This window comes from Claveliimonas bilis (genome assembly GCF_030296775.1).
GTDB lineage: Bacteria > Bacillota > Clostridia > Lachnospirales > Lachnospiraceae > Claveliimonas > Claveliimonas bilis.
In genome coordinates this window covers 100,348-114,171 of the sequence record NZ_AP027742.1, presented here as the reverse complement: position 1 = coordinate 114,171, position 13,824 = coordinate 100,348, and the positions used below count along the sequence as shown (strand labels likewise).

7 protein-coding genes, 10 tRNA genes and 3 rRNA genes are annotated in these 13,824 nt (G+C 45.0%); 19 read left to right on the top strand and 1 reads right to left on the bottom strand.

Going from position 1 to position 13,824, the window contains the following annotated elements:
* Positions 1 to 212: 212 nt before the first annotated feature.
* The 18 genes from R2J37_RS00480 to R2J37_RS15250 all read left to right on the top strand — a co-directional run bounded on the left by R2J37_RS00480 (position 213) and on the right by R2J37_RS15250 (position 10,498).
* Entirely contained in the window at positions 213 to 1,055 is an 843-nt protein-coding gene (locus tag R2J37_RS00480; protein ID WP_230107475.1) for a fumarate hydratase, read from the top strand.
* Positions 1,056 to 1,127: 72 nt separating this feature from the next.
* Positions 1,128 to 1,676, top strand: coding sequence for a Fe-S-containing hydro-lyase (locus R2J37_RS00475; protein ID WP_256195464.1), 549 nt, complete (start codon positions 1,128 to 1,130; stop codon positions 1,674 to 1,676).
* A gap of 28 nt (positions 1,677 to 1,704) precedes the next feature.
* Positions 1,705 to 2,418: a lysophospholipid acyltransferase family protein gene (locus R2J37_RS00470; RefSeq protein ID WP_230107477.1), complete on the top strand. Its 714-nt coding sequence runs from the start codon at positions 1,705 to 1,707 to the stop codon at positions 2,416 to 2,418.
* A 121-nt stretch (positions 2,419 to 2,539) separates the two neighbouring features.
* Positions 2,540 to 3,898 (top strand): MATE family efflux transporter, encoded by a 1,359-nt coding sequence (locus tag R2J37_RS00465; RefSeq protein WP_316265958.1) that lies wholly within the window; start codon positions 2,540 to 2,542, stop codon positions 3,896 to 3,898.
* Positions 3,899 to 3,933: 35 nt separating this feature from the next.
* A tRNA-Ser gene (locus R2J37_RS00460) sits at positions 3,934 to 4,021 on the top strand.
* A 367-nt stretch (positions 4,022 to 4,388) separates the two neighbouring features.
* Positions 4,389 to 5,923: ribosomal RNA gene (locus R2J37_RS00455) — 16S ribosomal RNA — on the top strand.
* A gap of 70 nt (positions 5,924 to 5,993) precedes the next feature.
* Positions 5,994 to 6,111: ribosomal RNA gene (rrf, locus tag R2J37_RS00450) — 5S ribosomal RNA — on the top strand.
* Positions 6,112 to 6,151: 40 nt separating this feature from the next.
* Positions 6,152 to 6,225, top strand: a tRNA-Ile gene (locus R2J37_RS00445).
* A 49-nt stretch (positions 6,226 to 6,274) separates the two neighbouring features.
* Positions 6,275 to 6,347 (top strand) — tRNA-Ala (locus R2J37_RS00440).
* Between the two features lie 228 nt (positions 6,348 to 6,575).
* Positions 6,576 to 9,464 (top strand): 23S ribosomal RNA (locus tag R2J37_RS00435).
* The 16S, 23S and 5S rRNA genes sit together here with 10 tRNA genes alongside, the layout of an rRNA operon.
* A gap of 88 nt (positions 9,465 to 9,552) precedes the next feature.
* Positions 9,553 to 9,626, top strand: a tRNA-Asp gene (locus R2J37_RS00430).
* A 7-nt stretch (positions 9,627 to 9,633) separates the two neighbouring features.
* Positions 9,634 to 9,706: transfer RNA gene (locus tag R2J37_RS00425), tRNA-Val, on the top strand.
* A 6-nt stretch (positions 9,707 to 9,712) separates the two neighbouring features.
* A tRNA-Tyr gene (locus tag R2J37_RS00420) sits at positions 9,713 to 9,794 on the top strand.
* A gap of 61 nt (positions 9,795 to 9,855) precedes the next feature.
* Positions 9,856 to 9,928, top strand: a tRNA-Thr gene (locus tag R2J37_RS00415).
* A gap of 29 nt (positions 9,929 to 9,957) precedes the next feature.
* Positions 9,958 to 10,031, top strand: a tRNA-Met gene (locus R2J37_RS00410).
* Positions 10,032 to 10,035: 4 nt separating this feature from the next.
* Positions 10,036 to 10,108: transfer RNA gene (locus R2J37_RS00405), tRNA-Phe, on the top strand.
* Positions 10,109 to 10,140: 32 nt separating this feature from the next.
* Positions 10,141 to 10,213 (top strand) — tRNA-Lys (locus R2J37_RS00400).
* A 189-nt stretch (positions 10,214 to 10,402) separates the two neighbouring features.
* Positions 10,403 to 10,498, top strand: coding sequence for a hypothetical protein (locus R2J37_RS15250; protein ID WP_416387392.1), 96 nt, complete (start codon positions 10,403 to 10,405; stop codon positions 10,496 to 10,498).
* Between the two features lie 101 nt (positions 10,499 to 10,599).
* On the opposite strand, the gene R2J37_RS00395 is transcribed toward R2J37_RS15250, so the two are convergent.
* The gene (locus tag R2J37_RS00395) at positions 10,600 to 12,054 is read right to left on the bottom strand and encodes a sodium-dependent transporter (protein ID WP_316265956.1); all 1,455 of its coding nucleotides are present in this window, start codon (positions 12,052 to 12,054) and stop codon (positions 10,600 to 10,602) included.
* A 239-nt stretch (positions 12,055 to 12,293) separates the two neighbouring features.
* Here R2J37_RS00395 and R2J37_RS00390 point away from each other — a divergent pair, with 239 nt between their 5' ends.
* Complete coding sequence (locus R2J37_RS00390) at positions 12,294 to 13,547, top strand: transposase (RefSeq protein ID WP_316264445.1); 1,254 nt, start codon at positions 12,294 to 12,296, stop codon at positions 13,545 to 13,547.
* Positions 13,548 to 13,824: the final 277 nt, after the last annotated feature.

Sequence of the window (13,824 nt, the reverse complement as noted above, 5' to 3'; positions counted from 1 at the left end):
AGTTCTCTTCATACTTTATGTCCATGTTATTTAGCTAAGTGGTTAATTAGTTGAGTAATTAACTATATATGTATTAAAGCATAGAAAAGGATAAAAGTCAATAGCGACATTGAAATATGTTCCCAAACCAATTATACTTATAGAGATAAAATGTGGATAAGTCAGCAGATATAAGGATAATACAGGGAAATTTACTAAAAAGGGGACAGACTATGCGAACAATTAATGTGAATGAAATTACAGAGCAGATCAAGGAGATGTGCATCGAAGCAAATCATTATTTATCAAAGGATATGGATATTGCAATGAAAAGAGCAGAGGAGGAAGAAGCTGCTCCTCTTGGAAAAAAAATTTTGCATCAGCTCCAGGAAAATTTAGAAATTGCAGCAAAAGATACCATTCCTATATGTCAGGATACAGGTATGGCAGTAATTTTCCTGGAAATAGGGCAGGATGTCCATCTGGAGGGAGGACTTCTTGAAGAAGCTGTAAATGAAGGAGTCCGTCAGGGATATGTACAGGGATTCTTAAGAAAGTCAGTAGTAGGAGATCCTATCATTCGTGAGAATACAAAAGATAATACACCGGCAGTCATACACACCAAAATTGTGGCTGGAGACAAAATAAAAATAAAAGTGGCACCCAAAGGATTCGGCAGTGAGAATATGAGCCGCGTGTTCATGCTGAAACCGGCCGATGGACTGGAAGGTGTGAAAAATTCCATTTTAACAGCAGTGAAGGATGCAGGTCCAAACGCCTGTCCTCCTATGGTTGTAGGCGTGGGAATCGGAGGTACTTTTGAGAAATGCGCACTGATGGCAAAGGAGGCTTTGACGAGAGAAGTCGGAGTTCATTCGGATATTTGCTGGGTAAGAGAACTGGAAGAAGAAATGCTTAAAAAAGTAAACAGCCTTGGCATCGGACCGGGAGGGCTTGGAGGAACGACAACAGCCCTTGCAGTCAATGTAAATACTTATCCTACTCATATAGCAGGCCTTCCGGTTGCAGTCAATATCTGCTGTCATGTAAACAGACACGTAGTCAGAGAGATTTAAAACAGAGAACTTTAAAACATAGAATTTTAGAATAGATAACCTAGGAATATGAGAAGAAAGGAAGTATCCGTTATGGATAAACATATAAAAGCACCTATATTAAAAGAAGTGGCAGAACAATTAACATCCGGAGATTATGTTTATATTACCGGAACCATTTATACTGCCCGGGATGCAGCTCATAAGAGAATGGACGAAGCGCTGAAAAGAGGAGAGAAGCTTCCTTTTCCAATTGAAAACGCAATGATTTACTATATGGGTCCTTCTCCTGCCAGAGAGGGGCGTCCTATCGGATCGGCAGGCCCTACAACGGCAAGCCGTATGGATAAATATACTCCTCGCCTGCTTGATCTGGGACTTGGAGCCATGATAGGAAAAGGAAAAAGAAGTCAGGAAGTTCTGGATGCGATTGTGAGAAATAAAAGTGTATATTTTGCAGCAGTAGGAGGCGCCGGAGCTCTTCTGTCAAAATGTATCAAAAGCTCTGAAGTGATTGCATATGAAGATTTGGGGACAGAAGCGGTGCGAAAATTGGAAGTGGAAGATTTCCCGGTGATCGTTGTGGCAGACTGTCATGGAAACAATCTGTATGAAAGTGCAATGAAAGAGTATAGAAAATAAGTATAATTAAAAAGGGAAGAAAAACGAGATGAAAAGAATATTACTTATGGTTTTCAGAAACTTTTTGCTTGTTCCGTTTGCCTGGTGCAGACTTTGTTATCATGCCAGCCATACGGAAAAGTATTCTGATGAGGAACAGTATGCTTTACTGAAATATATTACACTTCGGGCTAATCGTGGCGGAAATGTGACGATAGATGTTCACGGAAGTGAAAATATACCAAAGAAAAATGGATTTATGTTTTTTCCGAACCATCAGGGATTATATGATGTTCTGGCAATAATAGAAGCAACTCCCTGCCCTTTTTCTGTAGTAGCAAAAAAAGAGATTGCAAATATACCGTTTTTAAAGCAGGTCTTTGCCTGCATGAAGGCATATATGCTTGACAGAGAAGATGTGAGACAGGCTATGCAGGTAATTATCGATGTGACAAATGAAGTAAAAAAAGGAAGAAATTACCTGATCTTTGCAGAAGGGACACGGTCGAAAAACGGCAATCAGCTTCGGGATTTTAAAGGAGGAAGTTTTAAATCAGCTACAAAAGCAAAGTGTCCTATTGTTCCGGTAGCACTTTTAAATGCTTATAAACCATTTGATACAAATACGATTGCTCCTGTTACAGTACAGGTGCATTTTCTCAAACCCATGTATTATGAAGAATACAAGGATATGAAAACCACAGAGATCGCAGCGGAAGTAAAGAGCAGAATAGAAAAAGTGATCCGTGAAAACGAATCATAAATTTTTTTTGTTTTATCGTGATAAAATATTTGATATTTCTATATATAAAGGAATTGTAATCTTTCTCCCCACATTCTATAATTCAGAAAGGATAAAGTAATAGAATATGGAGGGATTTTGTATGTCTGGTGAAATAGAGGATTCCCGGCGTATTACAGAAGGGGTGATCTGGAAACAGCTTTTGTTTTTCTTTTTTCCGATCATGCTGGGGAGTTTTTTTCAGCAGCTCTATAATACAGTAGATACAGTGATCGTGGGACAGTTTGTAGGGAAAACTGCTCTGGCGGCAGTTGGAGGATCTGCAGCACAGATCGTCAGCCTGATTGTAGGATTCTTTACAGGTCTCTGTTCGGGCGCGTCAGTAATTATAGCCCATTTCTTCGGAGCCAGAGACCAGGTAAGAATCGGAAAAGGCCTACATAATGCTTTCGTGCTTGCTCTGGCAGGAGGGATTTTCTTTACGATTGTAGGGATAATTTTTGCTCCGCAGATGCTGGCTGGAATGAATACGCCTTCTGAAACAATCCCGGAGGCTACTGTATATCTGAGAATCTATTTTGCAGGACTTACTTTTGCTTTCATTTATAATATGGGATCCAGTATTTTGAGGGCGGCGGGAGATTCGAAGACACCTCTTTACTATCTGATTGCCTGCTGTTTTTTAAATATTATTCTGGATATTTTATTTGTTGTCGGGTTGAAAATGGGGGTGGCCGGAGCGGCATTAGCGACCTTTCTGTCTCAAGTATTCAGTGCTGTCCTGGTATTAGCGAATATGATCCGGGAAAAGGGATCTCTTCATTTATCTATAAGAAAACTTAAAGTTTCAAAAGATATTATGAAATCCCAACTGTGGCTGGGGTTGCCGACAGCATTTGAATCAACTTTGTTTGCCATTACAAATATTGCAATTCTATCCGCACTGAATACATTTGGAACAGATACAGTGGCGGCATGGTCAGCTCTTGGTAAAATGGATATGATTTTCTGGATTGTCAGCACTTCTTTCGGTATTGCTATTACATCATTTGTCGGACAAAATTACGGCGCAGGCCGCATGGATCGTGTGAAAAAAAGTACGAAGATCTGTATTGGAATGTATACCTTGTGCGCTATAGTGATAAGTTTGTTCCTTGTTATAGGAAAAAGTGCTCTGTTTCGTTTATTCACATCGGACGAAAGAGTGATAGAAATAGGATGCGATATGCTGATGAGGATTGTTCCGTGGTATACTCTTTATGTATTTATTGAGGTACTGCCTGAGGCCCTGCGGGGAGTGGGGGATGTTATAGGTCCTGCAATTATTACATTGGTGGGAATCTGTGCAATGAGGATCATATGGCTTGTGGGAGCGTTGGAACTGTCTCCGACAATAGGAAGCATTTTGTTCAGTTATCCTGTAACGTGGATATTGACATCGTTGGCATTTATCTTTTATTACTGGAGAAAAAGTTCTTTTGAAAATAAAAAAATACATTGACATTTAAGAGGAGGTCTAGTATAATAACCTCTGCTGGAGAAATACTCAAGAGGCTGAAGAGGCGCCCCTGCTAAGGGTGTAGGTCGGGCAACCGGCGCGAGGGTTCAAATCCCTCTTTCTCCGTTGGCAAAACTACTGATAAAAGATCAGTGGTTTTTTGTTTGCCAAATTGCATAATAGCAATAGTATAATATATAGTGTTTCTTCTATTATAAATATACTAATTGTTGGGTGTCGAAAAAACTTGAAAAAAAGTTAAAAAAAGCTATTGACACTACAAAGTAAAAATGCTATTATATTTGAGCTGACTCGTTGAGGCAGCAAACAGCAGAAAGCACCTTGATAACTGAACAATAGACAACGACCCTGAAAATTTCTAAGAGAAATATTCAGAACGGAAATCAGGCAGAAATCGAGAGATAGAAGCCTGGTGCCAACAGTAAATAACGGGATAGGAAAGCTAGTAGTTTTCCTGACCGAGAGAGAACTTTTTAACGAGAGTTTGATCCTGGCTCAGGATGAACGCTGGCGGCGTGCTTAACACATGCAAGTCGAGCGAAGCACCTACTTTGGATTTCTTCGGAATGACGAGGTTTGTGACTGAGCGGCGGACGGGTGAGTAACGCGTGGGCAACCTGCCTCACACAGGGGGATAACAGTTAGAAATGACTGCTAATACCGCATAAGACCACGAAACCGCATGGTTTTGAGGTAAAAACTCCGGTGGTGTGAGATGGGCCCGCGTCTGATTAGGTAGTTGGTGCGGTAACGGCGCACCAAGCCGACGATCAGTAGCCGACCTGAGAGGGTGACCGGCCACATTGGGACTGAGACACGGCCCAAACTCCTACGGGAGGCAGCAGTGGGGAATATTGCACAATGGGGGAAACCCTGATGCAGCGACGCCGCGTGAAGGATGAAGTATTTCGGTATGTAAACTTCTATCAGCAGGGAAGAAAATGACGGTACCTGACTAAGAAGCCCCGGCTAACTACGTGCCAGCAGCCGCGGTAATACGTAGGGGGCAAGCGTTATCCGGATTTACTGGGTGTAAAGGGAGCGTAGACGGCATTGCAAGTCTGGAGTGAAAACCCGGGGCTCAACCCCGGGATTGCTTTGGAAACTGTGGAGCTGGAGTACCGGAGAGGCAAGTGGAATTCCTAGTGTAGCGGTGAAATGCGTAGATATTAGGAGGAACACCAGTGGCGAAGGCGGCTTGCTGGACGGTAACTGACGTTGAGGCTCGAAAGCGTGGGGAGCAAACAGGATTAGATACCCTGGTAGTCCACGCCGTAAACGATGACTACTAGGTGTCGGTAAGCAAAGCTTATCGGTGCCGCAGCTAACGCAATAAGTAGTCCACCTGGGGAGTACGTTCGCAAGAATGAAACTCAAAGGAATTGACGGGGACCCGCACAAGCGGTGGAGCATGTGGTTTAATTCGAAGCAACGCGAAGAACCTTACCTGGCCTTGACATCCGAGTGACCGGTGAGTAATGTCACCTTCCCTTCGGGGCAATCGAGACAGGTGGTGCATGGTTGTCGTCAGCTCGTGTCGTGAGATGTTGGGTTAAGTCCCGCAACGAGCGCAACCCTTACCTTCAGTAGCCAGCAAGTAAAGTTGGGGACTCTGGAGGGACTGCCAGGGACAACCTGGAGGAAGGTGGGGATGACGTCAAATCATCATGCCCCTTATGGCCAGGGCTACACACGTGCTACAATGGCGTAAACAAAGAGAGGCGAGGCTGTGAAGCGGAGCAAATCTCAAAAATAACGTCTCAGTTCGGATTGTAGTCTGCAACTCGACTACATGAAGCTGGAATCGCTAGTAATCGCGAATCAGAATGTCGCGGTGAATACGTTCCCGGGTCTTGTACACACCGCCCGTCACACCATGGGAGTTGGTAACGCCCGAAGTCAGTGACCCAACCTTTTAGGAGGGAGCTGCCGAAGGCGGGACCAGTAACTGGGGTGAAGTCGTAACAAGGTAGCCGTATCGGAAGGTGCGGCTGGATCACCTCCTTTCTAGGGAAAAGAAGTAGGGAGTTGTTGTCTATTGTTGAGTGATCAAGCTGTCAAAAGCTGATGACTTGATTCTGGTGGCGATGCGCCTGGGGGAAACACCCGTACCCATCCCGAACACGATGGTTAAGACCCGGGCGGCCGATGGTACTGCACTGGAGACGGTGTGGGAGAGTAGGTGGCCGCCAGATTAAAAAAGAAAAGAAGTGGCGGAAGCCCTTTGGAAAAGATGGGCTTATAGCTCAGCCGGTTAGAGCGCACGCCTGATAAGCGTGAGGTCGGTGGTTCGAGTCCACTTAAGCCCATTGGCGAAAGCCTTCAGATAAAAGAGGTAAAACCCACTTAAGCCCATACGGGGGATTAGCTCAGTTGGGAGAGCGCCTGCCTTGCAAGCAGGAGGTCACGAGTTCGAATCTCGTATTCTCCACTGTGCTTCAGGAATGAGGCACGATATGTACCTTGAAAACCGCATATAAGAAATAGATAAGATGAAATATCTTAACAAGACATCCGAGGTAATTGTTATGAACAGGAAACTGTTGTGATGATTACAACACTTTGAAGAAAACAAAGTAAAAAAATTGGCCGAAAGAACCAACACATGTAACGCTATACATGTGAGGAGGGAAGGGAACCCGTCCCTTTCATCCACGTTGGTTATGCAGAAAAGAGCACAGGGTGGATGCCTTGGCACTAAGAGCCGATGAAAGACGTGATAAGCTGCGAAAAGCTTCGGGGAGGAGCAAATATCCAATGATCCGGAGATATCTGAATGGGGAAACCCGGCGGAGAAAAGCTCCGTCAGCGTATGGTGAATCCATAGCCATGCGTGGGGAACCCGGTGAACTGAAACATCTAAGTAGCCGGAGGAAGAGAAAGAAACATCGATTTCCAAAGTAGCGGCGAGCGAAATGGAAAGAGCCCAAACCAGCGTGCGTGCATGCTGGGGTTCGGACCGCACAATTGATTCAACAAGTCTAGCAGAATGGTTTTGGGAAAGCCAGCCAGAGAGGGTGAAAGCCCCGTAAGCGAAAGATAAGTTGACAAGGCGGGATCCAGAGTACTACGAGACACGTGGAACCTTGTAGGAAGGAGCGGGGACCACCCCGTAAGGCTAAATACTCCTTAGTGACCGATAGCGCATAGTACTGTGAAGGAAAGGTGAAAAGGACCCCGGGAGGGGAGTGAAAGAGAACCTGAAACCCTGTGTTTACAAGCTGTGGAAGGACTATATAGGTCCGACCGCGTACTTTTTGTAGAACGGTCCGGCGAGTTACGCTGGCTGGCGAGGTTAAGTCCTTAAGGGATGGAGCCGAAGGGAAACCAAGTCTTAATAGGGCGATGAGTCAGTCGGAGTAGACCCGAAACCGGGTGATCTATCCATGTCCAGGTTGAAGTTGCCGTAAAAGGCAATGGAGGACCGAACCCACATCCGTTGAAAAGGGTGGGGATGAGGTGTGGATAGGGGAGAAATTCCAATCGAACCCGGAGATAGCTGGTTCTCCTCGAAATAGCTTTAGGGCTAGCCTCACACAAGTCTTACGGAGGTAGAGCACTGAATTTCCTAGGGGGCGTCAAAGCTTACCGAAGAATATCAAACTCCGAATGCCGTGTAGATGGTGTGTGGGAGTCAGACTGTACGAGATAAGTTGGACAGTCGAAAGGGAAAGAGCCCAGACCTGCAGCTAAGGTCCCAAAGTGTGTGTTAAGTGGAAAAGGATGTGGGATTTCAAAGACAACCAGGATGTTGGCTTAGAAGCAGCCATACATTAAAAGAGTGCGTAATAGCTCACTGGTCGAGAGGTCCTGCGCCGAAAATGTCCGGGGCTGAAACACACCACCGAAGCTCGGGAATTGATCTGATCAATTGGTAGAGGAGCATTGCATACGGGAAGAAGCAGTACCGGAAGGAGCTGTGGACTGTATGGAAGAGAGAATGCCGGAATGAGTAGCGAGAGGAAGGTGAGAATCCTTCCGGCCGAATATCCAAGGTTTCCAGAGTAAAGCTGATCTGCTCTGGGTAAGTCGGGACCTAAGGCGAGGCCGAGAGGCGTAGCCGATGGACAACAGGTTGAGATTCCTGTACTACGATATGACAGAACTGTGGGGACGCAGAAAGAGAGCACTACCGGGAATGGAGAGACCGGGGCAAGCGAGGTAGGAGGCAGGTAGGCAAATCCGCCTGCCAATCTGAAGACGTGATGCATACCGAACTAAGAGTAGGGAAATGTGTGAGCTGGCTGCCAAGAAAAGCCGCTATTGTTCATATCGTACCCGTACCGTAAACCGACACAGGTAGATGAGGAGAGAATCCTAAGGCCGACGGGAGAAGCATTGTTAAGGAACTCGGCAAAATGACTCCGTAACTTCGGGAGAAGGAGTGCCTGGGAGACCAGGCCGCAGAGAATTGGCCCAAGCAACTGTTTAGCAAAAACACAGGTCTATGCGAAACCGAAAGGTGAGGTATATGGGCTGACGCCTGCCCGGTGCTGGAAGGTTAAGGGGAGAGGTTAGCGCAAGCGAAGCTTTGAACTTAAGCCCCAGTAAACGGCGGCCGTAACTATAACGGTCCTAAGGTAGCGAAATTCCTTGTCGGGTAAGTTCCGACCCGCACGAAAGGCGTAATGATTTGGGCACTGTCTCGACAATGCACCCGGTGAAATTGAAATACCAGTGAAGATGCTGGTTACCTGCGCCAGGACGGAAAGACCCCATGGAGCTTTACTCCAGCTTGATACTGGGATTCGGTATTGCATGTACAGGATAGGTGGGAGGCTAGGAAGAGAAGACGCCAGTCTTTTTGGAGCCGCTGTTGGGATACCACCCTTGCAGTGCTGGGTTTCTAACCTGCAGCCGTGATCCGGCTGGGGGACAATGTCAGGTGGGGAGTTTGACTGGGGCGGTCGCCTCCGAAAGGGTATCGGAGGCGCTCAAAGGTTCCCTCAGAATGGTCGGAAACCATTCGAAGAGTGCAAAGGCAGAAGGGAGCTTGACTGCGACACCGACGGGTGGAGCAGGTACGAAAGTAGGACTTAGTGATCCGGTGGTATAAAGTGGGATTGCCATCGCTCAACGGATAAAAGCTACCCTGGGGATAACAGGCTTATCACTCCCAAGAGTTCACATCGACGGAGTGGTTTGGCACCTCGATGTCGGCTCATCGCATCCTGGGGATGAAGTAGGTCCCAAGGGTTGGGCTGTTCGCCCATTAAAGCGGTACGCGAGCTGGGTTCAGAACGTCGTGAGACAGTTCGGTCCCTATCCGGCGTGGGCGTAGGATATTTGAGAGGAGCTGTCCTTAGTACGAGAGGACCGGGATGGACTGGCCGCTGGTGTATCTGTTGGTTTACCAAGGCCATGGCAGAGTAGCCAAGCCGGGAAGGGATAAACGCTGAAGGCATCTAAGCGTGAAGCCCCCCTCAAGATGAGATATCCCTACGATAAGTAGTAAGACCCCTTGAAGACGACGAGGTAGATAGGGCAGAGGTGGAAGTGTGGTAACACATGGAGCTGACTGTTACTAATCGGTCGAGGGCATAACCAAGGAAGGTTCAAAAAGGCTGGAAGATGGATAGATTTCTTGTATGTGGTTTTGAAGGTACATAATAATCAGTTATGTATTACTTCAATATGGCCCAGTGGCTCAGTTGGTTAGAGCGCCGCCCTGTCACGGCGGAGGTCGAGAGTTCGAGTCTCTTCTGGGTCGTTTATATGGGATCTTAGCTCAGCTGGGAGAGCATCTGCCTTACAAGCAGAGGGTCATAGGTTCGAGCCCTATAGGTCCCATATTATGGATGGATTCCCGAGTGGCCAAAGGGGGCAGACTGTAAATCTGTTGGCAACGCCTTCGAAGGTTCGAATCCTTCTCCATCCATTAGCCGATTAAGTTCTTGAGAGATAAGAATCGGCGGAGAAGCAAGCAATACTTGCAATAAGCCGATGTGGCTCAATTGGCAGAGCAGCTGATTTGTAATCAGCAGGTTATCGGTTCGAGTCCGATCATCGGCTTTTCAATCCAAATATTTGTTAAATACTGACGCGGGGTGGAGCAGTCTGGAAGCTCGTCGGGCTCATAACCCGAAGGTCGTAGGTTCAAATCCTGCCCCCGCAATTTTGCCCAGATAGCTCAGTCGGTAGAGCAGAGGACTGAAAATCCTCGTGTCGCTGGTTCGATTCCGGCTCTGGGCACTTTCTTTTCTTCAAAACTTTTAGGTAAATAGGGGCGTGTAGCTCAGGTGGTAGAGCACTTGACTTTTAATCAAGTTGTCCGGGGTTCGAATCCCCGCACGCTCATTATTGAAAATAACGGAAAGCCATGTAATTGGCTCTCCGTTATTTTTTTGAGATTTTCAAAGTAAAGGATTCTTTAGAAGTAATACTTTTTAGAAATGATACTCTTTAGAAATACCCAGCTTTCTTCTAAATTCAGCAGTTGCATTTTCCAGATGAAATTCCTCAAGTGCACCCAAAGTAGAATATTATTTGAGCGATATAGGGGAGCAGTTTCTTCCTGTATTAGATACTTTAGAAGATTGGGGAAAACAATATATTCAGTATATGAATGAAACAGAAGTTTAAAGATATTTACATTTTTACCCGGGGTATTTCGCAGTTTTACCCATGGATATATGTAACTGGGGACGTAGTAAATTTTAACTTTACTACGTCCCCAGTACAATTTATCCTTTTTTCTTTACCATTCTTGCCTGTATAATCAGATACAGCGGATAGATCAGACAAAGCAGCGGAAGAAGATAATTTGCCGGAAAACCTAATTTTTCAATAAATCCTTGGATCAAAATAAAGATGATGATCAAAGGGAGAATATAGGTCAGGTAGCCTTTCGTCCATTTTGGAAGCTTCAGGCCCTTTCCGCTGTTTACTTCTGTATAGTAATTATCCCAATTCCATGCGTACCGGTTAGTACAGAATAAAAGGTATAAAAGAGATCCAAGCGGAAGAAGCGTATTGGATAAAATAAAGTCTTCCAGGTCCTGTACAGTTGTGCCGGGTCCAAAGGGCTGGAATCCGCTCCATAGATTGAATCCGAGAGCACATGGCAGGGAAAGTATAATGATTGCAATAATATTTACAATAACAGCTTTTTTACGTGTCCAGCCAAAATCAATGGCAAATGCGATAATATTCTCAAATACAGCAATGATTGTTGTAAGAGAAGCAAAAGCCAGGAATACGAAGAACAGGGAACCCCATACACGACCTCCGGCCATTTCGCTGAATGTCTGCGGCAATGTAACAAAGATCAGGCTCGGACCGCTTCCGGCATCCACATTGTAAGTGAAGCAGGCTGGGAAAATAACCAGTCCTGAGAAGAAGGCAACTGTTGTATCAAGGATTACTACATTCAGGCTTTCGGAAACGAGAGAGTGTTCTTTATCGATATAGCTTCCGAAAATTGCCAGTGCTCCGATTCCAAGACTCAAAGTAAAGAAAGACTGTCCCAATGCAGCAAATAAGATTTCTCCAAGGGAGTAATTTTCAAGAGCCGTTTTGAAATTAGGAATCAGATAGAAGGAAAGCCCTTCCTTTGCGCCTTCCAGGAAAAAACTGTGGATAACCAGTATGATCAGAATGAAGAACAGAAGTCCCATCATGTATTTCGATACTTTTTCCACACCGCCTTTCAAGCCGCGTGAACAGATTAAAAATCCTACAATTGTTACAACCAGCATCCAGCTTATCTGCTGTACGGGATCTGCAAGAAATTCACTGAAAGTAGTTTCTACTTGTGCGGTGTTTAACCCGGTCATCTGACCGGAGGCCATTTTGTAAAAATAAGCCAATGTCCAGCCGCCGACAGTTGTGTAAAACATCATAAGCATATAGTTTCCAATAAGCGGAACCAGCTTGGTAAGGTGCCATTTTGTTCCTGCAGGTTCCAGAACCTCAAAAGATTTGGCTGCAGATTTTTGTGAAGCCCGCCCGACAGAAAATTCCATTGTCATAATAGGAAGTCCCAGTATTGCCAGGAAGATCAGATAAATAATGACAAAGGCAGCTCCTCCGTACTGTCCTGTAATATAGGGGAAGCGCCATACGTTTCCAAGTCCGATGGCACATCCGGCGCTGATAAGGACAAAGCCGAGCCGGGAAGAAAACTTTTCTCTTTTCATTTTTATTTAACCTCATTTTCTACACTCTCATCCTTTCTATTCTAAGGAATAGTATATGCCTTGTCAATCAGAGAATATCTTGAGTTTCCGCAGAATTATCCCCTAAGACAAATATGCTGCGTTTTGTTATCCACAACTTTCAAAAAATGTCCAAAATATAAGGAATCCTGTTCCTTTTTGATGTAAAATTAAGCTACCAAACAAAAACTTTACTAAACAAAAAAGAAAGGGGATTCCTTATGGCTAATTCTACATCAACTACTTATCGTTTGAAAAGAAAAATTTTGACTTTTACTAATAAAATCTCCCGCAGACTTTCGAAACCAGACCGAAAGTTCACAGCAGATATGGTTTATGGCATTCTGGCATCCAGAAGCTGCCTGCTCACTGATATTTCCGACCAGCTTCATGAAACAGTACAGAAAGCCAATACTGTAAAACGGCTTTCCAATCATCTTTCAGAAGGAACGCCGGCTTCTGCGGCTGCTTCTTATCTCCATACCGTAAAGAGACGCGTTCCCTCTGAACCAGTGGTCCTCATTGATGAAAGTGATATCGTAAAACCAGATGGAAAACAGTTTGAAGCTCTTGGTATCATTCGCGATGGTTCTGAAAGCACACAGACGAAAAGTGTTTATAAAAAAGGATACCATGTAACAGAGGCCTGTGCCCTGACTGCCAGCAAGCATCCTGTCAGTGTTTTTTCCATGATCCATTCTTCTGCTGAGAAGGACTATAAATCTGTAAACACCATCACGTTTGATGCGATCAAACAGGCAGCTGCTCTTTTTGGGAAGGCCACCTTTGTTATGGACCGCGGTTATGATGACAATAAGATATTTCTCGTCCTCGACCATCTGAAGCAGAATTACGTGATCCGTCTGAAATCCAACCGGAAACTTCTTTATCACAATAAATGGACAAAGGCAACGGAACTGCGGAACCGGAGGAAAGGAAAAGTAAAAGCGGATGTTTTCTATAAAGGAAAAAGACATACCGCATATCTTTCCCACGTAAAAGTTCATATCACTGCCTCCCGGAAGGATATCTATCTGGTCCTGGTCTATGGGATCACGGAACATCCCATGATGCTGGCTACAAACAAAGAGATCCGTTCAAAGGATGATGTGATCCGCATTGCCAGAACCTACTTTTCCAGATGGCGGATCGAGGAATATTTTCGTTGTAAAAAGCAGACCTATCAGTTTGAAAACTTCCGTGTAAGGAAACTGGAAGCCATTAATGCGCTTAACTTTTATATTACTTTAGCCATGGCATTTTTAGCGCAGGAAGAATTAAGTCCTGATACAAACCCCCTGAAAGTTTCAATCATACAGGAAGCTAATCCAATCAAGGAGAAAGTCAGTTTCTGCTATTATCGGTTGGCAAAAGGCATCTTCGGCATACTGTCATATGCAAAAGAGGGCATCCGGCTCTGGTACAGGACAAAACGTCCAGTGAACCGTCAACTCTGCCTTAAGCTGACCGTTTGAATAGATAAAAGAATATATCTCCCCAAGCCCGGTTCCGACGGGGCTTATAAAAGTGCCTCTATTCTCGGTGCTGCCATTCTAAATTTCTCAAAAAACAGCAGATTGGTACTTTAGGAAGACATATCTATCTTTTTAATGCAGTTTGCGGAAACTCAAGGAGAATATGCATAAAAGGGGGAATTTCTGGAAAAAATAAGGTTGACAGTTCCGGAAATATCGTTTATATTTGTTTGTAGATAAAAGGGAGTAACTAGCATACACATTTTATAGTATGTTT